General features: G+C 72.6%; 22 protein-coding genes. 11 read left to right on the top strand and 11 right to left on the bottom strand.

Going from position 1 to position 24898, the window contains the following annotated elements; translation table 11 throughout:
- Positions 1-233: 233 nt before the first annotated feature.
- From V2W30_RS34985 to V2W30_RS34995, 3 genes are all read right to left on the bottom strand, one after another.
- Entirely contained in the window at positions 234-641 is a 408-nt protein-coding gene (locus V2W30_RS34985) for a metalloregulator ArsR/SmtB family transcription factor (protein WP_338702606.1), read from the bottom strand.
- Positions 642-841: 200 nt separating this feature from the next.
- Complete coding sequence (locus V2W30_RS34990) at positions 842-1216, bottom strand: hypothetical protein (RefSeq protein ID WP_338702607.1); 375 nt, start codon at positions 1214-1216, stop codon at positions 842-844.
- A 189-nt stretch (positions 1217-1405) separates the two neighbouring features.
- Complete coding sequence (locus V2W30_RS34995) at positions 1406-2107, bottom strand: hypothetical protein (protein WP_338702608.1); 702 nt, start codon at positions 2105-2107, stop codon at positions 1406-1408.
- Positions 2108-2280: 173 nt separating this feature from the next.
- Here V2W30_RS34995 and V2W30_RS35000 point away from each other — a divergent pair, with 173 nt between their 5' ends.
- The 3 genes from V2W30_RS35000 to V2W30_RS35010 all read left to right on the top strand — a co-directional run bounded on the left by V2W30_RS35000 (position 2281) and on the right by V2W30_RS35010 (position 5263).
- The gene (locus tag V2W30_RS35000; protein WP_338702609.1) at positions 2281-3516 is read left to right on the top strand and encodes an MFS transporter; all 1236 of its coding nucleotides are present in this window, start codon (positions 2281-2283) and stop codon (positions 3514-3516) included.
- 331 nt (positions 3517-3847) lie between these two features.
- Positions 3848-4609, top strand: a complete 762-nt coding sequence (locus tag V2W30_RS35005) for a CoA transferase subunit A (protein ID WP_338702610.1) — start codon at positions 3848-3850, stop codon at positions 4607-4609.
- A gap of 3 nt (positions 4610-4612) precedes the next feature.
- On the top strand, positions 4613-5263 hold the full coding sequence (locus tag V2W30_RS35010) for a 3-oxoacid CoA-transferase subunit B (protein WP_338702611.1): 651 nt from the start codon (positions 4613-4615) through the stop codon (positions 5261-5263).
- 8 nt (positions 5264-5271) lie between these two features.
- On the opposite strand, the gene V2W30_RS35015 is transcribed toward V2W30_RS35010, so the two are convergent.
- From V2W30_RS35015 to V2W30_RS35025, 3 genes are all read right to left on the bottom strand, one after another.
- On the bottom strand, positions 5272-7215 hold the full coding sequence (locus V2W30_RS35015; RefSeq protein WP_338702612.1) for a helix-turn-helix domain-containing protein: 1944 nt from the start codon (positions 7213-7215) through the stop codon (positions 5272-5274).
- An 86-nt stretch (positions 7216-7301) separates the two neighbouring features.
- Complete coding sequence (locus tag V2W30_RS35020) at positions 7302-8120, bottom strand: 3-hydroxybutyrate dehydrogenase (RefSeq protein ID WP_338702613.1); 819 nt, start codon at positions 8118-8120, stop codon at positions 7302-7304.
- Between the two features lie 94 nt (positions 8121-8214).
- Positions 8215-8358 carry a hypothetical protein gene (locus V2W30_RS35025; RefSeq protein WP_338702614.1) on the bottom strand — a complete coding sequence of 48 codons (144 nt, stop codon included), beginning with the start codon at positions 8356-8358 and terminating at the stop codon, positions 8215-8217.
- Between V2W30_RS35025 and V2W30_RS35030 the strand changes: the two genes are divergently transcribed.
- On the top strand, positions 8357-9583 hold the full coding sequence (locus V2W30_RS35030) for a low temperature requirement protein A (RefSeq protein WP_338702615.1): 1227 nt from the start codon (positions 8357-8359) through the stop codon (positions 9581-9583). The two genes, V2W30_RS35025 and V2W30_RS35030, sit on opposite strands and share 2 nt — an antisense overlap.
- A gap of 59 nt (positions 9584-9642) precedes the next feature.
- On the opposite strand, the gene V2W30_RS35035 is transcribed toward V2W30_RS35030, so the two are convergent.
- From V2W30_RS35035 to V2W30_RS35045, 3 genes are all read right to left on the bottom strand, one after another.
- On the bottom strand, positions 9643-10086 hold the full coding sequence (locus tag V2W30_RS35035; RefSeq protein WP_338702616.1) for a hypothetical protein: 444 nt from the start codon (positions 10084-10086) through the stop codon (positions 9643-9645).
- A 168-nt stretch (positions 10087-10254) separates the two neighbouring features.
- On the bottom strand, positions 10255-10938 hold the full coding sequence (locus V2W30_RS35040) for a GntR family transcriptional regulator (RefSeq protein ID WP_425244635.1): 684 nt from the start codon (positions 10936-10938) through the stop codon (positions 10255-10257).
- Positions 10935-12443, bottom strand: coding sequence for a chlorohydrolase family protein (locus V2W30_RS35045; RefSeq protein WP_338702617.1), 1509 nt, complete (start codon positions 12441-12443; stop codon positions 10935-10937). Before V2W30_RS35045 ends, V2W30_RS35040 begins: the two co-directional genes overlap by 4 nt.
- A 296-nt stretch (positions 12444-12739) precedes the next feature.
- Between V2W30_RS35045 and V2W30_RS35050 the strand changes: the two genes are divergently transcribed.
- The 6 genes from V2W30_RS35050 (at position 12740) to V2W30_RS35075 (ending at position 19912) form a co-directional block, all read left to right on the top strand.
- On the top strand, positions 12740-13777 hold the full coding sequence (locus V2W30_RS35050) for an ABC transporter permease (RefSeq protein WP_425244723.1): 1038 nt from the start codon (positions 12740-12742) through the stop codon (positions 13775-13777).
- Between the two features lie 40 nt (positions 13778-13817).
- On the top strand, positions 13818-15551 hold the full coding sequence (locus tag V2W30_RS35055; RefSeq protein ID WP_338702619.1) for an ABC transporter substrate-binding protein: 1734 nt from the start codon (positions 13818-13820) through the stop codon (positions 15549-15551).
- A gap of 6 nt (positions 15552-15557) precedes the next feature.
- The gene (locus tag V2W30_RS35060) at positions 15558-16559 is read left to right on the top strand and encodes an ABC transporter permease (protein ID WP_338702620.1); all 1002 of its coding nucleotides are present in this window, start codon (positions 15558-15560) and stop codon (positions 16557-16559) included.
- Positions 16559-17569: an ABC transporter ATP-binding protein gene (locus tag V2W30_RS35065; protein ID WP_338702621.1), complete on the top strand. Its 1011-nt coding sequence runs from the start codon at positions 16559-16561 to the stop codon at positions 17567-17569. Before V2W30_RS35060 ends, V2W30_RS35065 begins: the two co-directional genes overlap by 1 nt.
- On the top strand, positions 17566-18582 hold the full coding sequence (locus V2W30_RS35070; protein ID WP_338702622.1) for an oligopeptide/dipeptide ABC transporter ATP-binding protein: 1017 nt from the start codon (positions 17566-17568) through the stop codon (positions 18580-18582). The genes V2W30_RS35065 and V2W30_RS35070 overlap by 4 nt, the downstream gene beginning before the upstream one ends.
- Before the next feature lie 118 nt (positions 18583-18700).
- The gene (locus V2W30_RS35075; protein ID WP_338702623.1) at positions 18701-19912 is read left to right on the top strand and encodes an amidohydrolase family protein; all 1212 of its coding nucleotides are present in this window, start codon (positions 18701-18703) and stop codon (positions 19910-19912) included.
- A 46-nt stretch (positions 19913-19958) separates the two neighbouring features.
- Here the strand turns inward: V2W30_RS35075 and V2W30_RS35080 are convergent, their stop codons facing one another.
- Together V2W30_RS35080 and V2W30_RS35085 are read right to left on the bottom strand one after the other, a co-directional pair.
- The gene (locus V2W30_RS35080; protein ID WP_338702624.1) at positions 19959-20783 is read right to left on the bottom strand and encodes a triphosphoribosyl-dephospho-CoA synthase; all 825 of its coding nucleotides are present in this window, start codon (positions 20781-20783) and stop codon (positions 19959-19961) included.
- A gap of 283 nt (positions 20784-21066) precedes the next feature.
- Positions 21067-21498, bottom strand: a complete 432-nt coding sequence (locus V2W30_RS35085; protein WP_338702625.1) for a hypothetical protein — start codon at positions 21496-21498, stop codon at positions 21067-21069.
- Between the two features lie 199 nt (positions 21499-21697).
- On the opposite strand from V2W30_RS35085, the gene V2W30_RS35090 reads away from it, so the two are divergent.
- Positions 21698-24865 (top strand): S8 family serine peptidase, encoded by a 3168-nt coding sequence (locus V2W30_RS35090; protein ID WP_338703881.1) that lies wholly within the window; start codon positions 21698-21700, stop codon positions 24863-24865.
- The last annotated feature ends 33 nt before the right edge of the window (positions 24866-24898 follow it).

The raw sequence follows: 24898 nt of genomic DNA on the forward strand, positions 1-24898 counted from the left end.
CGGGCGTCAATGGGCTGTACGCAGCGGCGTGCGAATTGTGCGCGAAACACGGGGACTTACTCCCCGTACGGCGTCATCTACGCGGAAAGACGCGGCAGTTGATCACAGCGGACCGGGACGATCCCTTGAGCCGGGAAGGCGCGGCGTGTGATGGTGGAGCGATTCGACGCGGGCCTCGTGAGGGAGGGGCCGTGCGGGACGCCGCCGGGACGGCGGGCGTCAGGCGGCGGGGCTCAGTGGCCCGAGCGCGCGATGGGACGGCCCGGGTGCTCGGCGTCCTGGGTGTCCTGGGTGTCCTCGGCGTCCTCGGTGTTCTGCACGTCCTGGAGTTCGGCCAGCAGGGCGGTCTGGCCGGAGAGGAGCTCGGTGAGGATGCGGCGTGCCGCACGCAGGAGCTCGGCGACGTCGCCGCCGGCCAGGGCATAGGTCACGGTGGTGCCCTCGCGGGTGGAGACCACGATGCCGGAACGGCGCAGCACGGCGAGTTGCTGGGACAGGTTCGAGGGCTCGATGTCGATGTCGAGGAGCAGATCCCGCACGGGCACGGGGCCGTGTTGCAGCAGTTCGAGGACGCGGATGCGCACGGGGTGCCCGAGCATCCGGAAGAACTCGGCTTTGACCTGGTAAAGGGGCGGCTGCACGGGATCGCTCACTTCCCTGACTCGGGTGACGCGGGTGGTACAGGTGGCGCGGGGGAGCGGACGCAGCGACCTCGCCTGTCGCTGCGTCCGGTGGCGTCCAATCCTTCCCCGCCGGGTCCGCCGAATCCGAGAGTTCGACAGATGCAGACATGGAGACTTGAAGAATTCTTCAAGTAGCGGGCAAATGAAAGACGCGGGGGTCAGACCTCCAGTTGCTCCTCGGTGCGCTTGAGGTGGTGACGTGCCATGGCGAGGTTCGACCGGGCCTTGTCGATGACGAGGTAGATGAACAGACCGTTCCCGGTCTTCCCGGCCACGGGGCGGATGAGGTGGTACTGGGTGCCCAGAGTGATGAGGATGTCCTCGATCTTGTCCTTGAGGCCCAGAACCTCCATGGTGCGCATCTTGGCGCGGATCACATCGGTGTTGCCGGCCGCGGCGACGGTCAGGTCCAGGTCCTTGCCGCCGCCCAGGGTGCCGAGCGCCATGCCGCTGGTCCAGTCGACGACCGCGGCGCCCAGCGCGCCTTCGACCTCGGTCAGCAGGGTCTTGAGGGACACTTCCACACTGGTCATGGGTTCTCCTCCGGGAGACAGGGGTGGGGCTGATTGCAGGCCCCGGCGGGAACAGTAGGCGGCGCGCGGCCTCCATGTACGGCATATGCCGAAAGCGGTTGCGGCAGCGGGGCCTGCGCGGTAGAGCGGGCGGCGTGGGACGGGTGCGACGGCGACCTCCTCGCCAAGGCCCGCCCCGCGGCCGGGTGTTCAGTCCGGGACGTAGACCGTGAGCCACTCCGCCTCGCGCGGCCGATAGTCGTGACGGTCCATCAGGCCCGCGACGATCGCCGGGACATGGCCGGCTCCGTAGACGACGGCCACGCGGATCGGCTCGTCGGCGCGCGCGTCCAGGATCGCGCCCAGGGCATCCAGGAGCCGCCGGTCGCGCCGGTCGGTCATCGCGTGTTCCACGTCGCTGTCCGCGAGCATCTCCGCGCGCGCCGTCGCGGGCAGATCGTCGACCGCCAGGTCCTCGTCGAGGAACGCGCGCGGACCGCGCAGCGCGAACACCAGGCCCATCACCGGAGCCGCGACCAGGAGCAGCACGTACGTCCACCGGGGCAGTTCCTTGAGGTCGGCGATCGCCTCCGCCGCCGTGACGTCCGGATGGATCACCGGCACCGACTCGGGAAGCAGCGCGTCGTCCCTCTGCTCCGCGAGGCCGTTGCGCCGGCGGCGCGGCGCGAACCGGTAGGCGAGCGTGAGCGTGCTCACCGCGGCCGACTTCCCCCGGATCCCCTCCAGGACGATGAGGTCGCACGTCCGCAGCCGCCTGCGCACCTGGGAGTAGAACGTCGGCGAGGCCACGTGCAGCATCGGGAAGACCACGAACTCCAGCGGCGTCCCCCTCCGCCGCAGGGTGATGACGGCGGAACGCACCGCGTACCCGGTCACTTCGATGATCTGCATGACGACCCCCGTGTACGACGACACGAGTCCGCCCGGGTGTCCGGTTCCGCGGCGCGGGCGCGAGTGGTCAGCGGAGCGCGGTGCGGAGTCACGCGGGTCGGCGTGTACGTTCGTACACATCCGACTCCGTCCGAGACCCACGCGACCGCGTCGTGTGAGAGAGCACGTCACTCATGGATCTGGCCACGCGCCGCCGACGGGCGGCCCTGTTCGTCTTCTTCCTCATACCCGGCCTGTCGATGTCGTCCTGGGTGACGCGCACACCGGACGTCAGGGACCAACTCGGCGCGTCGACCGCGCAGATGGGGCTGATCCTGTTCGGGCTCTCGGTCGGCTCGATGATCGGCATCCTGTGTTCCGGCGCGCTGGTCGCCCGGTACGGGACCCGGCCCGTCATGGGCGTCGGCACCGTCCTGGTGGTGCTCAGCGTCGTGGTCATCGGGGTGGGGGCGCTCACCACCTCGCCCTGGGGCGTGGCCGCCGGACTCCTCCTCTTCGGCGCGGGGATGGGCGGCGGCGAAGTCGCGATCAACATCGACGGCGCCGAGGTGGAGCAGATCACCGGGCGGACGGTACTGCCCACGCTGCACGGCTTCTACAGCCTCGGGACCGTCGTCGGAGCGGGCGTCGGCATCCTGTGCACCGCGCTCGCCTTCCCCGTGCAGTGGCACCTCGCCGCCGTCGCCGTACTCACGGCGGCTCTCTTCGGACACGCCTTCCGCTCCGTCCCGTCCGGGGTCGGCAGGACGCGCGGGACACAGGGCGGTCCGGCCGACGGGGGCGCGGCGGCCGACACGCAGGTGTGGAAGGACCGGTGGCTGCTCCTGGTCGGCGGCATCATCCTCGCCATGGCGCTCGCCGAAGGCGCCGCGAACGACTGGCTGCCCCTGCTCATGGTCGACGGCCACGCCATGGCACCCGCCCTGGGCTCCGCCGTCTACACGGGGTTCGCCGCCGCGATGACCCTCGGCCGGTTCGTCGGAGGGTTCTTCATCGGCCGTCTCGGCCGCAAGCCCGTCGTGCGGGCGAGCGCCGTCTCGGCGACGATCGGCATCGCGCTCGTCGTCTTCTCCGACTCGTCCGCGCTGGCCGGTGCCGCGGTCCTGTTCTGGGGTCTCGGGGCCTCGCTCGGCTTCCCCGTCGCGCTCTCCGCCGCCGGTGACTCCGGTCCCAACGCGACGGCCCGGGTCAGCCTCGTGGCGATGATCGGCTACGTCGCGTTCCTCGTCGGACCGCCGAGCCTCGGCTTCCTCGGCGACCACTACGGGCTGCGCTCCGCCATGATCGTGGTCCTCGCCTTCACCACCGCGGCGATCTTCCTCGCGCCCGCCGTCGGCCGCCGCGCCGACCAGGTCACCCCCGCCGCACCGACGACGTCCGCCGTCGAGGAGCCCGTCAAGGAGTGCTGAGGCAGGGGTGTGTGCGGCCCGGTCGGCCGGGGTGTGTCGTGCACCGGCGGTCCATGGCGACCGGTGCCGCGCTGTGGGCCTTCGCCCCCGGCGCAGGGCTTCTCACGCTGACTCCCGGTTCGGCCTCGTCCGGTCCGTCGTCGTCATCGGCCTCCGGCTCGCGCTCGGCGACCGACGGCCCGCTCCCTCCCGTACGACGCGGCGGCCACCACCACGGACCCCGTCCCGACCATGGTCCCGGGCCACATACCGGCCGGGCGCTCCCGAGGCGAAGGTGGAGGGCACCGGGCAGGTCATCGGGCCGAGCCGAGCGGAGAGGGAGCGAGAAGACATGGACAAGGTGGTGGATTCGGCCGCGGTCGCCGTGGCCGACATCCCGGACGGGGCGACGCTCGCCGTCGGGGGGTTCGGGCTGTGCGGGATCCCGTCGACACTGATCGCCGCGCTGACCCGCACCGAACGGTCGGGGCTGCGGGTGGTGTCCAACAACTGCGGTGTGGACGACTGGGGTCTCGGCCTGCTCCTCGCGGCCGGCCGGATCGCCCGGATGACGTCGTCGTACGTGGGGGAGAACAAGGAGTTCGCGCGGCAGTACCTCTCCGGCGAACTGGAGGTGGAACTCACCCCGCAGGGCACGCTCGCCGAGCGGTTGCGCGCCGGGGGCAGCGGCATCCCCGCCTTCTTCACCCCGGCGGGCGTGGGCACCCAGGTCGAGGAGGGCGGCCTCCCGTGGCGGTACGCCGCCGACGGCAGCGTCGCCGTGGCCTCACCGCCCAAGGAGGTACGGGAGTTCGCCGGCCGCCGGTACCTGATGGAGGAGTCCATCACCGCCGACTTCGCGCTGGTCCGCGCCGAGGTCGCCGACCGGCACGGCAACTGCGTGTTCCACAGCGCCGCGCGCAACTTCAACCCGCTCGCCGCGATGGCGGGCCGCACCACCCTGGTCGAAGCCGAACGCATCGTCGAGGCGGGGGAGTTGGACCCGGACGCCGTCCATCTGCCCGGCGTGTACGTCGACCGGATCGTCGCCGCCGACCCCACCGACAAGCGCGTCGAGCGCCGCACTGTCCGCCCCGCCGCCCAGGAGGTCTGAGCCATGGCACTCGACCGCGACCGGCTCGCCGCCCGCGCCGCCCGTGAACTGCGCGACGGGCAGTACGTGAACCTCGGTATCGGCCTGCCCACGCTGATCCCGAACCACCTCCCCGACGACATCCACGTCGTCCTGCACTCCGAGAACGGCGTCCTCGGCGTCGGCCCCTATCCCGTGGCGGGCACCGAGGACCCCGACCTGATCAACGCGGGCAAGGAGACGGTCACCCTGCGGCGCGGATCCTCGTCCTTCGACTCCGCCGTCTCCTTCGGGATGATCCGCGCCGGCCGCATCGACGTGTCCGTGCTCGGCGCGATGCAGGTGTCGGCCGGCGGTGACCTCGCGAACTGGATGATCCCCGGGAAGACGGTCAAGGGGATGGGCGGCGCCATGGACCTGGTGCACGGGGCGCGCCGCCTGATCGTCGTCATGGAGCACACCGCGAAGGACGGCACCCCGAAGATCGTCGACGAGCTGAGCCTGCCCGCCACCGGGCGCGGCGTCGTGCACCGGATCATCACCGACCTCGCCGTCGTCGACGTGACACCGGAGGGTCTCGTCCTGGCCGAACTCGCCCCGGGCGTCACCGTCGACGACGTCCGGGCGGCCACCGTCCCCGAGCTGCGGGTCCCGGCGGGCGTCGCGGCCGTCTGATCGCCCGCTCAGCCGCGGTGGCCCGCCTGTGAGACGAGGTGGATGCGCAGCGCCAGCTGGATCTCCAGGGCGCGCTCCGGGCTCTCCCAGTCGCGTCCCAGGAGCGCGCCGATCCGCTCGATGCGCTGCACCACCGTGTTGACGTGGACGTGCAGCAGATCCTTGGCGCGGATATGGCTGCCGTTGACGGCGAAGTGCGCCTGCAACGTGCGGACCAGCTCGGTGCCCCGGCGCTCGTCCCACTCCAGGACGGGCCCGAGGACCCTGCGCACGAAGCTCGCCGTGTCCTGCTCCTTGCCCAGGAGGACGCCGAGGAAGCCCAGATCGGCGGCGCAGGCCCCGTCGCCGCCGAGCCCGAGCACCCGCATCGCGCTCAGGCAGCGGCGCCCCTCGGTGTAGAAGCCGGGCAGTGCTGCCGGGTCCTCGCACGGGCCCGCGGCGACGACGCTGACGGGGGCGCCGAGTCCCTGCGCGAGGTGGTCGGCGGCGGCGCGGGCGGCGAGGCCCGGCTCCGTGCCGTCGTCGGGGACGAGCAGGACGGCGCGCTGCTCGTACTCGCAGCACAGGCCCTCCTTGCCGAAGAGATACCGCTGGGCCGCTGCCGTCAGCTTGTCGTTCGACTCCGTCACCGCCTCGGCGACCAGGACGAGGTGCGGACGGTTCAGATCGACACCGAGCCGGTGGCCGCGCTCGGCGAGCAGGACGGGATCGCGCCCGGCCCCGTCGAGCAGATCGGTCAGGAGTCCGCCGCGCACCCGGTTCTCCGTCTCGGCGACGGTACGGCGCAGCAGCAGGAGCAGCGCGGTGATCGTGCCGGCGCGCTCGAACAGGCGGCGGTCGGGGCCGTCGAGGTCCGGGCGGCCGTGGAAGGCGAGGCTGCCGAGAAGTTCCTGACCGGCGAGGACGGCGCAGTACCAGACGTCTCCCGCGCGCACGGAACGGCCCTCGGCGCGGGCCCGGCCGACAGCCGTCCTGAGCGCCTCCTGGTCCGGCGCCGTCATCTCCGTACCGCTGTCCGACCGGGCGAGGACGTCGCCGCGCGGGTCGAAGATGGTCAGCCGGCCGCCGAGGAACCCGGCCACCGCCTCGGCGACTTCGGACACCTCCGAGCCGCGCAGGACGAGATCGGTGAGCCGGTCGTGGGCCTCCGCCGCGCGCTGCGTCGACGTCGCGTGCGCCTGGATGACGGCGTTGGCCTCCGTCAGTTCGGCGGCCGCCGCCTTGGCCTCGGCGAGCGCCTTCGCCGTGTCGATGGCGATCGCGGCGTGCGCGGCGAGCGAGCCGAGCAGCGCCACCTCGTCGGGCGAGAAGCTCCGCGGGCCGCGGTCGGACGCGAACAGGACCCCGATGACGTCCCGGCCGCCGGCCCTCCCGGGACCGAGGATCAGCGGCACGCCGAGGATGGCCACCAGCCCCTCGTCCAGGACGCCGTGGTCGATGGTCCGGGTGTGCCGGAAGCGCTCGTCCGTGCGGTAGTCGGGGGAGGCGTAGGGCCGCCGGGTCTGCGCGACGAGGCCGCCGAGGCCCTCGCCCAGCTGAAGCCGGAGCTGCTGGAAGGCGAGCGACACCGAGCCGTCCGTGACCCGCATGAAGGTGTCCTCGGTCGCCTCGTCGACCAGGGTGAGGTAGGCGGTGTCCGTGCCGAGGAGCGTTCTCGCGCGGCGCACGATCGAGTGCAGGACGGCGTCGAGGTCGCGCAGCGCGGCGAGGTCGCCCGCGGTGTCGAACAGGGCGGTGAGCTCGGCCTCGCGGCGGCGCTGGCGGCGCAGCACCTGCCGGACGCCGAGGGCGGTGGAGACCGCCCGGTCGACCTCCCGCAGGTCCGCTTCGCCGACGCCGTCGGCGCGGGCCCGCGCGGCCACGGCCATGTACTCCTCGGCGGACGCCTCGGTGCTCAGCAGTTCCACGAGGTGTCCGAGGGCGGCGGCGGAGCGGGTGGCGAGCTGGGGCATGACGAGAACCTCGGGGAGGGAAGGGCACGCGCCCCGCGACGGGGACGCACCCGCGAGTGGGGGGGCGGGGAGGGGCGATCGGGCGCTCAGTGCGCGGTCCAGCCGCCGTCCAGCGGCAGCGACGTGCCGGTGACGAAGCCGGCGTTCTCGGAGCACAGCCACAGCACCGCGGCGGCGACCTCCGCCGGCTCGATCAGCCGCTTGATCGCGCTGCGCTCCAGCATGATCCTCTCCAGGACCTCCGACTCGGCGATGCCGTGCGCGCGCGCCTGGTCGGAGATCTGCGCCTCGACCATGGGGGTGCGTACGTAACCGGGGTTCACGCAGTTCGAGGTGACTCCGTGCGGCGCGCCCTCCAGCGCGGCGACCTTGCTGAGCCCTTCCATCGCGTGCTTGGCGGCCACATAGGCGCCCTTGAACGGCGAGGCCCGCAGCCCGTGCACGGACGAGAGGTTCACGATGCGGCCCCACCCCTGCGCGTACATGTGGGGCAGGGTGTGCCGGATGATGCGGAACGGCGCCTCGACCATGATCCGCTGGATGAGGGCGAAGCGCTCCGGCGGGAACTCGTGCAGCGGCGCGACGTGCTGGAGTCCGGCGTTGTTGACGACGATGTCGACGGCGGTGGGGAGCAGGTCGACGGCGGACGGGTCGGCCAGGTCGCTGACGCAGGCCGTGCCGCCGATCTCCCCGGCCACCTGGTCGGCGGCCTTCTTCGCCACGTCGAGGACGTACACATGGGCCCCGGCGTCGGCGAGGGCGACGGCGCAGGCGCGTCCGATGCCGCTCGCCGCACCGGTCACCAGAGCGGTCCGGCCTGCGAGGAAGCGGCCTGCGGCGCCGGACGCGACAGGGCCGGCGAGGGGGGCGGTGGCGTCGCCCTCAGGGGAGCGGGTGGTGTTCATGACCGTCACGGTAGGCAGCGGACCGACCCCGGCACATGGTGCGGGAGCCCATGCCCGGGGCGGGTCACCTGGTGGCGCCGCACATGGATCGGCCTCACGCGCACCGGGGCGCCGCCGCTGTGCGCGGCTCGCGGACCAGGGCGTACGGGACGTCCGCGAGCCGCAGCCGGTCCGCCTGGTGCACGCGGCGGGGGCAATACCGGGGATCGGCCCGCCCGTCGCCCATGCTCGACCGCATGGACAACACCGCCGACACCGCCGACACCCCCGTACCCCCACCGGACGCCCCGGTGGCCGACGCGACCGCGGAGGAGCGGCACGCGTCGTGGACCGAGCTCTTCTTCGACCTCGTCGTCGTCGCGGGCATCGGGATGCTGGCCCATCTGCTGCACGACGTCGGCTCGGCGACGGACGTCTACGTCTACGTGGTGCTCTACCTGGCGTTCTGGACGGCCTGGGCGGACTTCGTCATGTACGGGAACGTCGCGGGCGAGCGGGTGCGCACGACCAGCATGCTCGCGGCGATGGTCCTGCTCGCGGTGATGGTCGCCGCCGTGCCCGAGGTCAGGGACGCGCACGGCGCCGCCTTCGCCCTCGCGTACGTCGGGCTGCGGCTGCTCGGGGACCGGATGTGGCGCCGCGGGCAGGTCGTCGTCGACTGGCCGCTGGTGCAGCTGGGCTTCGGCACGGTGCCGTGGATGGTGTCCGTGTTCGTGGACGCGCCGTGGCGGTACGCGCTGTGGGGTCTCGGCATCGCCGTCGACCTCACCGTCATGTTCGCCGTCTCCGGCACCCGGATCCTCAAGGGCGCGCGGGACCGCATGGAGCACATCCGGCGGACCACCCCGGAGCGGGCCGCGGGCATGGAGGTCAGCGCGCTGCGCACGGACCCCGCCCACCTCGCCGAACGACTGGGCCTGTACGTGATCATCGTGCTCGGCGAAGGCCTGATCCAGGTCATCGACGAGGCGTCCGAGGCCGAGTGGGACCTCACCCTCGGCGGGGTGACGGCCGGTGCCTTCGCGCTGCTCGTGGCGATCTGGGTGCTCTCGGTGCGCTACGGCTACGCGGCCGTGCCGCATCTCTCGCCCACCCGGCTGCCCGTGCGGATCGCCATGGCGCTGCACTGCTTCAGCACTGGCGCGCTCGCCGTGCTCGCGACCGGCCTCGGCGCGGCCGTCGCGCACGTCCACGGTGAACTTCCGGCGCACGTACGGTGGTTGTTGTGCGGGGCGCTGGCCTTCTACTTCGCCCTGGTGTCGCTGACGGCGGCGCTGCTGGTGGGCGTGCGGTGGCTCCTGTCGAGCGCGCTCCAGTGCACCCTCGCCCCGCTGGTCCTCGGTGCCGTCGGGGGCGGGCTCGGCGCGGTGGCGCTGGTGTGGGTGCTGGCGGGGATCGCGTACTGGCAGGTGCTGTGGGTGCTCCGGCCGATGCCCTCGCGGCGGCGCTCGCGCGCACGGTAGTCGCGGCGGGTGCGGGCGGTCAGCTCGGCCCCGTGGTCCGAGCTGACCGCCCGCACCGGTCAGGCGTGCACGTCGACGCCGGTGCGGCAGTCGCTGAACGTGCCCTTCACCAGGCAGACCTTCATCGTGTACGTGGCGCCCTCGGCGAGGTTGCCCGTCGCGATGTCCGTGTACGGCGCGGAATACCCGCGGGACGAGGCGACCCGGCCGGTGCTCAGGGTGACCTCGATGCCGTAGCCGTCCGCCAGTTGGTCGGAGGCGACCAGAGTGTCCCCGGTGGAGAATCCGAGGTCGCCCGGGTCGGCGGCCCAGGCGCCGTATCCGGCGTATTCGCCGTTGTTGTAGACATTCACGAGAGCCGATCCGTTGGTGTATTCGTACGTCACGAAATACACGTCCGGTGCCGCGCTCGCGGGGTTCGCCGGACCGGCCAGCACCAGGCCCGTGGCCAGCGCCGTCGCCGCCGCACCGACCGAGGTCGCCTTCTTGAACCGTGCCTTCACGATTGCCCTCGTCTCGCCAGGAGTTGATGTTGAAGCAGCCACATCATTCAGCGTGGACGAGGGCGAGCGCAGTTCGTTTCCGGACAAACTGAAAGCTATGTGTCTTCTGTGACCGCGCGCCGGTCGCATCGCGGAGACCGGCGGTGCGCGGGACCACGGACCGGAAGGTCATTCGGGCGGCAGAATGTCCGCCAGCGCCCGCATGACCGGCTCCCGCCGGATGTCGATATGGGTGAACGTGAGGGCCTCCGCGAGTCCGGGACGGCCCGCGCCGATCGCCTGACAGATCTGGCGGTGCTCGGCGCAGTGCCGGTGCGCGCCGTGCGCGGTGCCGGTCAGCCGGAACAGCCAGTGCATCAGGCCGAGGGTCGGCTGGAAGGACGACTGGAGCAGCCGGTTGCCCGTCATGGTGATGAGCTCGGCGTGAAAGGCCGTGTTCGCGGCCGCGATGCCGGCCGCGTCACCGCGCAGGGTCGCCGTCTCCGCCGCGTCCATCACCGTACGAAGACCGTCGTGAGCGACGCCGCGCGCCACGAGTTCGGCGGCCCGGCGTGCCGCGAAGACTTCCAGACTCAGCCTCAGGTCGAAGAGTTCCTCGACATCGCGCAGGGTCAGCCGCCGCACGCGTGCGCCGCGCCGCGGTTCCAGGACGACGAGCCCCTCGGTCGCGAGCCGCAGCAGCGCCTCGCGCACCGGGACGCGCGAGACGCCGAGCGCCTCCGCGAGGTCCCGCTCGCGAAGGCGCGAGTCCGGCTCGTACGTCCCGGCGTGGATGCCGGCCCGGATCAGCTCCTCGGTCCGCTCCACCTGCGAGACGCCGCAGGGGAGTTCGCGTTCCACGGCGAGGGTCACGTGCGTACGTCCTTCACGGGCGCCGGGTGCCGCCGCGGTGCGCGCAGCGCCGGGAACGTCGGCGGGAACAGCGCCTCGGTGGCGCGGCGTTCGGTGTCCCGCTCGCTGTAGGCCGCCCGCATCTTCTGGAACAACTCCTGGGCGCGCCGGGCGAGTTCGGGCAGGTCGATGCCGGGCAGGGCGCCGTCGACCAGGACCGGGCGGCCCGCGACGACCGAGTCCGTGGCCTGTCGCGCCGTGCCGTTGAGGAGGAAGGTGCGGACCGGGTCGTCAAGGACGCCGTCCCGGATGTCGTCGAGGGAGAAGGCGACCAGGTCGGCCTGCGCGCCGGGGGCGATGCGGCCCAGGTCGTCGCGGCCGAGGGCGCGGGCCCCGCCCAGCGTGGCCGCCTCCACATAGTGCTCGGCGGGCGCGGCGTCGGAGCGGCCCTCGGCGATCTTCGCCAGGTGCACACCGACGTCCATGCCGCGGATCAGGTCCGGCGGGAAGGAGTCCGTGCCCAGGCAGAGGTTGACCCCGGCCTCGCGGTAGGCGCGGAAGGAGTGCAGCATCTCGCCGTAGCGCAGCGAGGTCTGCGGACAGTGGATCACGGAGACGCCGGTGCGGGCGAGCAGGGCCAGGTCGCCGCGGTCCTCGCCGTGCACGGACGGGTGCCGGTCGAGGGTGACGGTGTGCGGGATCAGCAGGTTCGGCGCCAACAGGCCGTGTTTGTCGAGGAGTTCGAGCGGCGTCATTCCGTCGTGCCGACGCTGGATGATCGCCCGTTCGACCAGGCCCTGGAGCGCGTGCAGACGGACGAGCACCCCGCGTTCGCGCGCGATGCGGGCCGTGTCGCCGAGCAGTTCCTCGGTGAGGGTCTCGATGCGGCACGGGAGCAGGACGCCGGTGAGCAGCGGGTCGCCGAGGCCGGCCAGGTGGTCGAGGAAGCGGACCGCGTCCCGCAGGCCCGCGCGCCCTTCCTCCTCGTCGAAGGCGACGTCCCTGGTGCCGTCCGGCAGGACGACGTTGACGCCGGAGCGGTAGGCCGGGCCGAGGTAGCCGCGCAGGCCGATGCGGCTCGCGGTCCGCGCCATGTCGACCAGTTCGTCGTACGGCTCCGCCCAGCGACTGTGCACCTCGGAGGCGATCGGCATGAAGGTGGTGATGCCGTGCAGGGCGAGCTGGGCGAGGGCGTACTCGCGGACGGTCGAGCGCTCCCGCGGCGTGAACACGTCGTGGCGGCGCCGCGCGAAGTACTCCGCGGACCACTGGAGACCCGGGCCGCGCTCGGGGCCCGCCCAGGAGTCGAGGACCAGGTGGTCGATGTCGGTGAGCGCGTCGAGGTCGATGAGGCCCGGCATCACCAGGGAATCGCCGAGGTCGCGCTCCCGGTCGACCTCTCCCTCGTAGCGCGGTCCGACGTAGATCACGGTGTCGTCCTGCCACACGACCTCGCCGTCCCGCAGCAGCGCGTGGCCGCCGTCCTGGTGGGCGAGGATGTGGCGCGCGCGCCAGCGGGTGCGCATGGTGATGCCTCCTGGGGTCGGCGTCGGGGGCGTGGGCGTCGAGTGCGGCTCGTACGCCGGAGGTTCGTGATCGTACGGCCTGGTATACCGAGAAGGGAAGACGGGTGGTGGGCGGCGCGTGCGGTGCGCCCCACGGAATCCGGTTGAGAGTCTATTGCCCCGCTATATCGCGGTGTTGAGGCTCCCGGTATACCAAAATGTGGCCAGGTCTATCGCGGTCCGCCTCTCCTGGTATACCGTCCCGCCATTCCCTCCCCCGAGCGCCGAATGGATCACGCGACGTGACGGATTCCCCAGTGCTGCCCGCTCGGCCGCCCTCCGGCGCCGACGGTGACGCCGTCCCCAACTCCTCGGCAGGCGAGCCGACTTCGGCCTCGGCGCCGATGGCCGCCCGGTCGTTGCTCGGCACCGCCTGGCTCCGCGTCCGCCGGAGCCGCATCGCCCTCGCCGCCCTCGCCGTGGTGGTCCTCATGGTCCTGTTCGCGGTGTTCGCCCCGCTGCTCAGCGCCCTCGAAGGGCAGGACCCGTACACCACGCGGACGAGCCCCGACGTCCTGGACGACTACGGCACCCCCGGCCTGCCGCTCTCCTACTACCGCTACCCGTCCGCCGACCACTGGCTCGGTGTCGAACCGGGCCTCGGCCGCGACCTCTTCGCGCGCATGGCGCACGGCGCCCAGGTCTCCCTCGTCATCGCGCTGCTCGCGACGGTCGTCTCCGTCGTCCTCGGTACCGTCCTCGGCGCCGCCGCCGGCTACTTCGGCGGCAAGGTCGACATGGTCATCAGCCGCGTGATGGACCTCTTCCTCGCCTTCCCGCACCTGCTGCTCGTGCTCTCGCTGACGCCGATCCTCCAGTCCCGGCTCGGGGACACGGCGTTGGGGGAGGGCAGCCTGCTGCCGATCGCCTCACTCGTGATCATTCTCGGCTTCTTCGGCTGGGCCTACCTGGCCCGCGTCGTCCGCGGCCAGGTGCTCTCCCTCCGCGAGCAGGAGTTCGTCGAGGCGGCCCGCGCGTACGGGGCCTCGCACCGGTCGATCATCCTCAAGCAGATCGTCCCCAACGTGATGGGCGTCGTCCTCGTCTACGCCACGATGATGATCCCCACGAACATCACCGCCGAGGCCGCGCTCTCCTTCCTCGGCGTCGGCGTCAAGGACCCCACCCCGTCGTGGGGACAGATGCTCAACGCCGCCCAGGCCGGCAACTGGTACCTCACCGACCCCTGGTTCCTCGCCGTACCGGCCGGCGCCCTGGTGATCACGGTCCTCGCCTTCAACCTGCTCGGTGACGCCGTCCGTGACGCCCTCGACCCCAGGTCCTCCCGTGGCTGAACCCCGTACGGGCAAGCCAGGAACGACAGGAGCAGCAGCAGTGAAACGACGCACCGCGGCGGCGCTCGCCCTGACGGTGGCCGCCGGGCTGACCCTCACCGCCTGCGGCGGTCCGAAGCCCGCACCGGGCGCGGGCTCCCGCGCCCCCGCCGACGCCTTCGACCCCGTCAAGGTCGGCGACGGCGACCGGACGAGAGGCGGCAACGTCGACGTCCTGATGTCCGCCGACTTCCAGACCCTCGACCCCGGCAACAGCAACTACGTCCAGACGGCCAACGTCGGCCAGCTCTACTACCGCACCCTCACCATGGCGAAGGAGGAGGCGGGCAAGCCCCCGACGATCGTCCCCGACCTCGCCACCGACCTCGGCAAGGTCTCCGAGGACGGACTGACCTGGACGTACACCCTGAAGAAGGGACTGAAGTTCGAGGACGGTTCGCCGATCACCGCGAAGGACGTCAAGTACGGCGTCGAGCGGACCTACGCCCGCGACGTCTACACGCAGGCGCCCCAGGAGCTGAACGCCGCGCTGTCCGACGACGGGTACAAAGGCCCGTACAAGGGCGGTGACTTCAAGGGCGTCGAGACACCCGACGACCGGACCGTCGTCTTCCGGCTGAAGCAGCCCTTCGCCGAGTTCCCCGCGCTCGTCTCCCGCTCCAACACCGCGCCCGTGCCCCGCGCGAAGGACACCAAGCTCGACTACACGAACCACCCCGTCTCCACGGGCCCGTACCGGATCAAGTCCTACGACCGCGGGCGCGCCATGACCCTCGTCCGCAACGAGCACTGGGACCCGGCGAGCGACCCGAACCGCAGCGCGCTCCCCGACACGTTCACCTTCAGTCTCTCCACCGCCCAGTCCACGATCAGCCAGCAGCTCCTCGCCGACGCCGACCCCACCGCGCTCACCCTCGACAGCGCGGGCGGCCTCCAGGCCTCCGACGCCGCCAAGCTCGACGAGCCCGACGTCGCCCGGCGTACCGCCTCCGGACTGATCGGCTGCACCGACGTCCTCGACCTCAACACCGAGACCATCAAGGACCCGGTCGTCCGGAAGGCCATCGCGCTCGCCATCGACCGCAAGGCCATCCACCTCCAGTACGGCGGCGCCCGCTTCGGCAAGCTCACGCAGTCGTACATCAACCCCGACCAGCGCGGCTACGTCACCCAGCACACCGCCCTCGACCCATCGGGGCAGCCGCAACCGGACAAGGCGAGGAAACTCCTCGAAGGTCGGGACGTGCCGAAGAAGCTCGTCTACGGATACGCCGACGCGACGCCCCGCTACAAGAACATGGGCACCTCGCTCCAGCAGAACCTGAAGCAGATCGGCATCGACCTCGAACTGCGCGCCATCCCCGCCGCGAACTACTACACGACCCTCGCCGGCGAGAACATGCCCGACCTGGCCCGCAGCGGCTGGTGCGGCGGCGCCGACAGCGGCTCGGTGCGCACCACCATCGACCCGAACCTCGGCCCCAGCGTCGACGGCAGGTCCTTCGGCTTCTCCAACATCCCCCGCTACCACGACCCGGAGATCGCGAAGGCCATGTACGCGCTGCGCGGCGAGAACGGCACGAGCGAGGAACTCGGCCGCAAGTGGTCGACGCTCTTCGACCGCGCCATGCAGGACTATCCGCTCGTCCCGCTGATCAGGAACGTCACCCGCAGCGTCGTCGGCTCCGACATCCGCAACGCGCAGGTCGGCTACTTCTTCGGCGCCATCGACCTGTCCACCGTGTCCATCGCCTCCGCCTCGGGTAAGGGGTGATCCCGGATGGCCGCCTTCCTGCTGCGCCGCCTCGGCGCCACCGTCGTCCTGCTGATCGTCATCAGCTTCGTCACGTTCACCCTCTTCCACTTCGGCCCGGCCGATCCGGCCGCGGCCGCCTGCGGACAGGAGTGCACACCGGAACGCGTCGCCGAGGCACGTGTCGCCCTCGGCATGGACCAGCCCTTCTTCACGCAGTACGCGACCTACATGACGGGCCTGTTCCACGGCCGGACGATCGGGGCGCCCGGCGCCGAATCGCTCTGCCAGTGGCCCTGCTTCGGTATGTCGTTCCAGACCAACGAGGACGTCACCGCCGTCCTCGGACGCGCCCTGCCCTATACCCTGTCCGTCGCCGTCGGCGCGATCGTGCTCTGGACGGTGGCCGGCGTGACCCTCGGAACGCTCGCCGCGCTGCGCCGGAACAAGCTCACCGACAAGCTGATCGTCGGCGCCGCCTCGATCGGGGTCTCGCTGCCGATCCCCGTCACCGGCCTGCTCCTTCTGCTGATCTTCGTGTCCACCTTCGACGTGCTGCCGTTCACGACGAACGCCATCACGTCACCGTTCGGGCCCGCCGGATTCGACGGCTGGTTCCTCAACTACCTGCTGCCGTGGGTCGCGTTGGCCGTCCTGTTCAGCGCGCAGTACATCCGTGTCACGCGCAGCTCCATGCTGGAGACCCTCGGCGAGGACTTCATGCGCACCGCCCGCGCCAAGGGCCTGTCCAGGACGGCGATGATCGTCCGGCACGGCGCCCGCGCCGGACTCACGCCCGTCGTCACGATGCTGGGCCTCGACATCGGACTGCTTCTCGGCGGCGCCGTCCTCACCGAGCAGATCTTCTCCGTACCGGGCGTCGGCTTCACCGCCGTACGGGCCGCTCAGGCCGGAGATCTGCCGCTGACCATGGCGATCACGCTGCTCGCCGCCTTCTTCATCATCGTCGCCAACGTCGTCGTCGACGCCGTCTACGCCGTGATCGACCCGCGAGTGAGGGCCGCCTGATGACCACCAGCCAACCTCTGTTGCACATAAGGGACCTGCACGTCACCTTCCCCACCGACGACGGGCTCGTGCACGCAGTCAACGGCATGGACCTCACCCTGGCGCGCGGCGAGACCGTCGGCCTCGTCGGCGAGTCGGGCTCAGGGAAGACGGTGACCAGCCAGGCGCTCATGGGGCTCCTGAAGGAGACCCGCGCCCGGGTCGACGGCGAGATCCTGCTCGACGGCACCGACCTCAACTCCCTGACGGAGCAGCGGATGCGGGCCTGGCGCGGCAAGAAGATCGCCATGATCTTCCAGGACCCGCTCTCGGCGATGCACCCCTTCCACACGGTGGGCGCCCAGATCGCCGAGGCCTACCGCGTCCACAACAAGGTGTCGAGGAAGGCCGCGCACGCCGTCGCCGTCGACATGCTGGGCCGGGTCGGCATCCCCGACCCGAAGCGGCGGGCCGGCGCCCACCCGCACGAGTTCTCCGGCGGCATGCGCCAGCGCGCGATGATCGCCATGGCGCTGGTCTGCGAGCCCGAACTCCTCATCGCCGACGAGCCGACCACCGCGCTCGACGTCACCGTCCAGGCACAGATCCTCGACCTGCTCGGCGAGTTGCAGCAGGAGACCGGCACCGCCGTCGTCCTCGTCACGCACGACCTCGGGGTCGTCGCCGAGGTCTGCCACCACGTCGCCGTCATGTACGGCGGCCAGTGCGTCGAGCGGGGCGATGTCCGGGAGCTGTTCCGCGACCCGCGCCACCCGTACACCCAAGGGCTGCTCGCCTCCATGCCCACGCTCGGCGAGGACGGCGAACGGCTGCGCCCCATCCCCGGATTCCCGCCGTCGCTCACCGCGCTGCCGGCCGGATGCCTCTTCGCGGACCGCTGCCCGCAGACGCACCGCGTCCCGGACGGCCGCTGCCACACCGAACGACCGGCGTTCGTCACGGGCCGGGCCGCCCACCCGTCCCGGTGCCACCAGGAGACCCTCGCCACCGCCGAGGAGGCCACGCGATGACCACCGCCGACACGACACCCCTGCTGGAGGCCGAAGGGCTGACCAAGCACTTCCGGGGACGCGGCGGCCTCCTCGGCCGGGGCGGCTCCCTCGTCAAGGCCGTCGACGGCGTCAGCTTCTCCGTCGGCGCCGGACGCACCCTCGGGATCGTCGGCGAGTCCGGGTGCGGGAAGTCCACCACCGGGCGGCTGCTGATGCGCCTGCTCGACCCGACGTCCGGGACCGTGCGCCTCGACGGACGCGACATCACCACGATGAACCGCGCCGAGGCGCAGGAGTACCGTCGCCAGGTCCAGATGGTCTTCCAGAACCCGTCCTCCTCCCTCAACCCCAGGCAGTCCGTCGGCGCCGCCATCGCCGCCCCGCTGCACGCCCAGCGCGTCGACCCGCCCGGCGGCGTCAAGGCCCGGGTACGCGAACTCATGGACCGGGTCGGGCTGCGCCCCGACCACTACAACCGCTTCCCGCACGAGTTCTCCGGCGGCCAGAAACAGCGCGTCGGCATCGCCCGCGCCCTCGCCCTCGAACCCCGCCTCATCATCTGCGACGAACCGGTCTCGGCCCTCGACGTCTCCGTGCAGGCCCAGGTCGTCAACCTGCTCCAGGACATCCAGGCCGACACCGGCGTCAGCTACGTCTTCATCGCCCACGATCTGTCCGTCGTACGGCACTTCGCGGACCGGGTCGCCGTGATGTACCTCGGCCGGATCATGGAGAGCGGCGTCACCCGGGAGGTCTTCGACGACCCCCAACACCCCTACACCCGGGCCCTGCTCTCCGCCGTCCCGCAGCCGGACCCCGAGGCCGACCGGGGCCGCAGGATCCGGCTCAGCGGCGATCTGCCCACCCCCGCGAACCCGCCGTCCGGCTGTGTGTTCCGTACCCGGTGCCCGGTGCGGCCGCGCCTCGACGCGGCCGCACAGGCGCGCTGCGCGGGCGAGGTCCCCGCGCTGTCGAGCACCGGCCCCGCCTGCCACTTCCCCGACCGGGCCGTCGCCACGGCGACCGACTGACCCTCGTATCCCCCTGCCCCCTCACTCCCTGTCCCTCTGTCCCCCTCTCCCCACAACCCCGTATCGCTGTGTCCCTCTTCACCTCATCCATCTCTTCCACGTGAGGACTTCGCACCACATGCAGATCCGTGACGTCCGCCCCTGGGGCGGCGAGCGCAGTGACGTACAGCTCGACGGCGACCGCATCACCGCGCTCCGCCCGCACGACCCGCATGCCGAGCCCGCCGGGGACGTCGTCGAAGGCCGGGGCCGGCTCCTGCTGCCCTCCTTCAGCGACGTCCACGTCCACCTGGACTCCACCCGCATCGGCCTGCCGTTCCGCCCGCACACCGGCGGGCCCGGCGTGTGGACGATGACGATGAACGACCGCGAGAACTGGCGCGACGCCGAAGTCCCGCTGCCCGAGCGGGTCGCCGGCACCCTGGAGCGCATGATCGCGCGCGGCACGACCCGCGTGCGGACGTACGCGCAGGTCGACGTCGACTGCAAGCTGGAGAAGTTCGAGGCGGTCGTCGCCGCCAAGGAGAAGTACGGGCATCTCGCCGACGTCCAGATCATGACGTTCCCGCAGGCGGGCATCCTGCGCGAGGCGGGGACCGCGGACTATCTGGAGGCATCGCTCAAGGCGGGCGCCGACGTGATGGGCGGCATCGACCCCTGCACCCTGGACCGCGACCCCAAGGGCCATCTCGACGTCGTCTTCGGACTCGCCGAGAAGTACCAGGTGGAGGTCGACATCCACCTGCACGAGCCGGGCGAGCTCGGGGTCTTCTCGACCGACCTGATCCTGGAGCGCGTCCGGGCCCTCGATATGCGGGGCAAGGTGACGATGTCGCACGCCTACGAGCTCGGCTCGGTGAACGAGTCGACGAGCCGCCGCCTCATCGAGGAGTTCGCGGAGCTGGACATCGCCATGGCGACGGTCGCCCCGGCCGGCCGCGGCCACCTCTCCCTCGTCGCCCTCACCGAGGCGGGCGTCCGCGTCGGCCTCGGCGAGGACGGGCAGCGCGACTACTGGAGCCCGTACGGCAACTGCGATCTCCTCGACCGCACCTGGCAATTGGCGTTCACCAACAACTTCCGCCGCGACGAGCACATCGAGATGTGCCTCGCCGTGGCGAGCATGGGTGGCGCCTCGATCATGAGCCACGACGTGCCCCGCCTCACCGGTGTCACCGACCGCCCGGGTCTCGCCGTGGGCGACCGCGCCGATCTGCTCCTCGTCGACGGGGAGACACCGACGAGCGCCGTCATGGACCGGGGGACCGACCGCACGGTGCTGCACGACGGACGGGTGGTGGCCGACGGGCTCCGACTGACCGCCGGCTGACGGCTCGCCCGCCCGGTCACGGCGACCCTCGGCGGGCCCGCGACGCTCAGCTACCGCTCGCCGTCAGCTGCGTGGCGCGTGCGCCGTCCCTCGGCGCGGGGTCCGCGAGCGCGTCGAGGAACAGGGTCGCCGCCAGCAGGCCCGCGCTGTCCGCCGGAGTGATCCCGTAGCGCCGCACGGTGTCCTCCAGGACCCCGAAACGCCGCGTGCCCTCCTCGGTGGAGCGACCGCCCGCCTCCAGGACGGCCGCGGCGTCCCGGCGGAGCATGCGCACCGCGAGCGGCCCCCGGTCGTCGGCCACCGCCGGGTCCTGGCGGCGGGCCATCAGCGCGAGCAGCGCGTCGAGGCGGGCCGCGTTCTCGTCGAGGCCGCAGGCGCGTGCCTCGTACAGCGCGGGCAGCGCGAAACCCGTCACCAGGGACAGCGCGGCGGCATCGGCCCGCGGGTGCGCGACGCGCTCCGCCCGCGCGCACACCTCGCGCACCGAGCCGTCGCCGCCGGCCCGCGCGGCCACCAGCGGCAGCAGCACGCGCAGCGCCTGGACCAGCCCGAGGCGGCCGTCGTCGTCCATGATCAGGGCCTCGGCCTCGTCCCGTACGGCCGCCACGTCCGCGCTCGTGGTGCCGTCGGACGACGCGACCGTGCGGAACGCCTCGTACAACGGCGCGGCGGACGCCGCCAGCGCCGTGCCCCGCCCGTCGTCGGACGCGCAGTCGGCGAGGCCCGGCTTCCGCGTCAGCAGCGCCTGCGCGGCCACGGCGGCGACCGCCCGCTCGGCGAGATCACGGGACAGCGCGTCCCGGCTCCGCGGCAGCCGGGGCAACGGCCGGTCGAGCGATGCGGTGTCACGGGCTGCGGGGGCGGTGCTCATGGTGCCTCCAAGAAGGCGCGACGGTCTGAGGTCCCGCCGCCGTCCGGGCGGACGGGCGGGTGGCCGGCGGATCTCGGACGTGACGACGCCTGCCGAGGGCGTGATGCCCGTGGAGCGCGGCCGGAGACGGGACGAAGGTCCCGGGAACGCCGTGGCACACGTCCCGCGGCCCCCGGGTCCAAGGGCCCGCGAGCGCGGGCCGCCGCTGTCGGGATCACGTCATGGCAGCCACCCGCCACCGCGAACGTCCCCACAGCGCCCCGGAGTTGGTCACGCTGCTGGTTCACCCCACCTCTCCCTCCCCAGGAGTCGCTCTGTGCGTCGCTCTGTGAGACCCAGCAGATCTCGGCACCCCTGGCAGCGGACCGCCGCCGGACTCGCGGCCGCCGCCCTGCTCGCCGTCGCCACCCCCGCGGCCCGCGCCGCCACCTCCGACGACACGGCGCCCGCGCCCAGCGCGCCGGGCGGCCGGTCCGTCACCGTCACCCTCGTCACCGGCGACGTCGTCGACGCCCGCGTGGCCGCCGACGGCCGGGTCCTGTCCGCCGCCCCGCGCCCCGCCGACGGCACCGACCACCCCGCCGCCGTCTGGCAGGACGGCACCCGCACCTACGTCTTCCCGCAGGGCGTCGAGCGACTGGTGGACGCGGGCCTGGTCGACGCGGCCCTCTTCGACATCGGCCGGCTCGTCGCCGACGGGTACGACGACGCGCACACCGACACCGTGCCCCTCGTCGTCGCCTACGCGGGCGGCCGCGCGCCGCGCTCGGCGACCCCGGCACCAAGGTCACCGCGACCCTCGACTCGATCGGCGGCTCAGGGCTCGCCGTCACCAAGAAGTCCGCCGCCGACGCCTGGCGCGACCTCGCGCCGAAGGCCGGGAGCGCCCGCTCCGGCGGCGCCGTCACCAGGATCTGGCTCGACGCCAAGGTCCACGGCACCGCCGCCGGCGACCTCGGCGCCCCCACCGTCCCCTCACCGGCGCCACCGCCGCCCATCGCGCCGGACTCGACGGCTCCGGCGTCAAGGTCGCCGTCCTCGACACCGGCGTCGACGCCGACCACCCCGACCTGGCCGGCCGCATCGCCGAGACGAAGGTCTTCGTCACCGGGCAGGACAGCGAGGACCGCACCGGCCACGGCACCCACACCGCGTCCACCGTCGCCGGTACGGGCGCCGCCTCCGACGGCCGCTACGCCGGCATGGCACCCAAGGCCGACCTGCTCATCGGCAAGGTCCTCGGCGACGACGGCTCCGGCACCCTCAGCGGCATCGTCGACGGCATGGAGTGGGCCGTCGACCGCGGCGCGCGGGTCGTCTCCATGTCGCTCGGCGCCGACGGCGCCACGAGCTGCTCAGGACCCGACGTCGAGGCCGTGCAACGCCTCAGCGACAGAGCCCTGTTCGTCGTCGCGGCGGGCAACGCCTCGCTGCACGGCACCGTCTCCACCCCGGGCTGCGCGCCGAGCGCCCTCACGGTCGGCGCCCTCGACCGCGACAACGCCACGGCGCCCTTCTCCAGCCGCGGCCCCTCCGTCGACGGGATCTCGGCCAAGCCGGACCTCGCGTCCCAGGGCGTCGGCGTCGTCGCCGCACGGGCCGGCGGGCGTGGCGACCAGGCGTACCGGTCGATGTCCGGCACCTCGATGGCCACCCCGCACGTCGCGGGCGGCGCCGCGCTCCTCCTCCAGCAGCACCCGGGCCTCGCCCCGGCCCGGCTGAAGGCGCTCCTCACCTCGTCGGCCGCCGCCACCGACACCCCCGTGCTCGAACAGGGCGCGGGCCCGATGGACGTGGCCCGAGCGATCGACGAGCCGGTGACGGCCGAACCCGCGCCGCTCCTCGGCGACTTCGCGTACCCGCAGGCCGGACACGCCTCCGTCGACAAGCCGGTCACCCTCACCAACACCTCGGGCAAGGACGTCACCCTCGACCTCGCCGTACGGGACGTGCGCGGCGACGACGGCTCCCGGCTCGACGGGTTCGCCGCCCCGGCCCACGACTCCGTCACCGTCCCCGCGGGCGGCACCGCCGACGCCGTCCTGCGTATCGACCCGTCGGCCCACCTCGACGCGGGCGACTACGGCACCGTCACCGGGCGACTCGTCGCCACCGACGGCGACGGAACCCGCGTCGTCGTCCCGTTCGGCGTCCACATGGAGGTCCCGTCCGCCGACCTCACCGTCAAGGGCCTGGACCGGCACGGCGACCCCGCCGCGACCCCGTCGGCGTTCCAGCTCTTCGACGACCACCGCGACACGGCCCGCCGCTACGTGCTCGGCTACCCGGACGCCGGCGCCACCACGATCCGGGTCCCGGTCGGCACCTACGCGCTCAGCGGTCTGATCATGACGCGTGACGCGGCCGGGAACGTGGGCAGCGTCGCCTCCGTCTCCCAGCTGTACGACCCCGAGGTGACCGTCTCCGGCGACACCACGGTCACCCTCGACGCGCGCGACGCGCGGCGGATCTCCTGGGACACCGACCGGCCCAGCCGGCCGAACGGCTTCGCGCTCGGTCTCGCCGTCGGCCTCGACGACAGCAAGCGCCTCAAGGCCGGCTACCTCACCTCCGTACCGTCGTACGTGAAGGCGCTGTACGCCCAGCCGGTCAGCGGCGCCGACGATCTGACCTTCCTCGCCTCCGCCCGGCAGAGCGCACCGCTCGCCGCGCTGACCACCTCCGGCGGCCGTACCCTGGACTCGCTGCCGGTGCAGAAGGCCACCGAGTTCGACGGTCAGGGGTCGGCCGAGGTCGTGCCCGTCGGCAAGGGCACCGACGCCGCCTTCGCGGCCCACGACCTCAAGGGGAAGATCGCCCTGGTCGACGCGGGTGTGGGCGGCGGCAACGCCTTCACGTGGAACACCGCCGCCGCGAAGGCCGGCGCCGCCGGAGTCCTCGCCGCGGTCCCCGACAGCCAGGGCCGCTTCCAGGTCACCGGGCCCGAAGGCGTCCCCCAGGCCACCATCACCTGGGCCGACTCCCTGGCCATCAAGGCGGAGGCGGAGCGGGGGACGGCGACCGTGTCCTGGTCCGGCACCGCGACCGCCCGCAGCCCGTACCTGTACAACCTCGCGTACACCGCGCACGGCGAGATCCGCCCCGGTGAACAGCGCGTCCACGACCACGAGTTGGCCGTGACCGACGCGCGCTACCACGTGCAGGGCGCGGCCGACGCGACGTACTGGTCGGACGTCCAGGTCGGCCTCCCCGGCCTGGCCGCGGTCTGGGCGGGCGGCACCACGCTGCCGCTCCACGCACCGCAGCGCCGCACGGAGTTCTTCACCGCCACGCCCGACGGCGACGACGGCCCCGCCTGGACGACGCTGCTGCGCCGGGAGCTCGGCCCGTACGGCAGCACCGCGTACGACGGACCGCACACCGTTCCGGCGGGCCGCCGCACGGCCCTCTGGTACAAGTCCCCGTACGGGCCGGTCCGCAACACCTACGACCGTGCGCTGATGACCCGCGACAGCAACCGCCTCAGCTTCGCCCTGGCCCCGTTCGGCGACGCGGGCGGCCACGACTCGACGCTCGCCGCCACCGACTACGGAACCCGGCAGCTCCTCGTCGACGGCGAACCGCGCAGCATGACCTCGGGCATGTTCACGCTGCCGCAGGAGGACGCGGAGGTCACCTTCCGCCAGACCTGGCGCAGGCCCGCGTCGGCCGTCGACCGTACGGGCCTCGCCCACGCCACCGCCTGGACGTTCCACTCCTCGGCCGCCGACCAGGGCGCCCAACGGCTCCTGGTCCCGACCGTCGATGTGCCCTCCGACCTGCGCAACGCACGCCCCGCGGGCGAGGCGACCAGCATCCGCGTCAGCGCCACGAGCGACGCCGCGGACGGCCCGGTCGTGCCGGCCGACGTGCGGGTGGAGTACGCGTACGGCGACCAGACGACGGTCGACGCGGTCACGGACTGGCACACCGCCCGTGTCGTCCGGGCCGACGGCACGTGGACGGCGAAGCTGCCCGCGGACGCCCCGTCCGGCACGTTCGTCCACCTGCGCCTCGTCGTCGCCGACGGTCACGGCGCGAGCGTGGCGCAGACCCTGGTCCGCGCGTACGAAGTGCGGTGACACGCCGGTGGCCCGGTCCGGTGCTGTTCGGCC

It is taken from the genome of Streptomyces sp. Q6, assembly GCF_036967205.1.
GTDB lineage: Bacteria > Actinomycetota > Actinomycetes > Streptomycetales > Streptomycetaceae > Streptomyces > Streptomyces citrinus.

Coding starts and splice junctions, on each gene's coding strand:
- V2W30_RS34990 (WP_338702607.1), bottom strand. CDS start 1,216: ATGACCAGTGTGGAAGTGTCCCTCAAGACCCTGCTGACCGAGGTCGAA.
- V2W30_RS34995 (WP_338702608.1), bottom strand. CDS start 2,107: ATGCAGATCATCGAAGTGACCGGGTACGCGGTGCGTTCCGCCGTCATC.
- V2W30_RS35000 (WP_338702609.1), top strand. CDS start 2,281: ATGGATCTGGCCACGCGCCGCCGACGGGCGGCCCTGTTCGTCTTCTTC.
- V2W30_RS35005 (WP_338702610.1), top strand. CDS start 3,848: ATGGACAAGGTGGTGGATTCGGCCGCGGTCGCCGTGGCCGACATCCCG.
- V2W30_RS35010 (WP_338702611.1), top strand. CDS start 4,613: ATGGCACTCGACCGCGACCGGCTCGCCGCCCGCGCCGCCCGTGAACTG.
- V2W30_RS35015 (WP_338702612.1), bottom strand. CDS start 7,215: ATGCCCCAGCTCGCCACCCGCTCCGCCGCCGCCCTCGGACACCTCGTG.
- V2W30_RS35020 (WP_338702613.1), bottom strand. CDS start 8,120: ATGAACACCACCCGCTCCCCTGAGGGCGACGCCACCGCCCCCCTCGCC.
- V2W30_RS35030 (WP_338702615.1), top strand. CDS start 8,357: ATGGACAACACCGCCGACACCGCCGACACCCCCGTACCCCCACCGGAC.
- V2W30_RS35025 (WP_338702614.1), bottom strand. CDS start 8,358: ATGCGGTCGAGCATGGGCGACGGGCGGGCCGATCCCCGGTATTGCCCC.
- V2W30_RS35045 (WP_338702617.1), bottom strand. CDS start 12,443: ATGCGCACCCGCTGGCGCGCGCGCCACATCCTCGCCCACCAGGACGGC.
- V2W30_RS35060 (WP_338702620.1), top strand. CDS start 15,558: ATGGCCGCCTTCCTGCTGCGCCGCCTCGGCGCCACCGTCGTCCTGCTG.
- V2W30_RS35065 (WP_338702621.1), top strand. CDS start 16,559: ATGACCACCAGCCAACCTCTGTTGCACATAAGGGACCTGCACGTCACC.
- V2W30_RS35070 (WP_338702622.1), top strand. CDS start 17,566: ATGACCACCGCCGACACGACACCCCTGCTGGAGGCCGAAGGGCTGACC.
- V2W30_RS35075 (WP_338702623.1), top strand. CDS start 18,701: ATGCAGATCCGTGACGTCCGCCCCTGGGGCGGCGAGCGCAGTGACGTA.
- V2W30_RS35080 (WP_338702624.1), bottom strand. CDS start 20,783: ATGAGCACCGCCCCCGCAGCCCGTGACACCGCATCGCTCGACCGGCCG.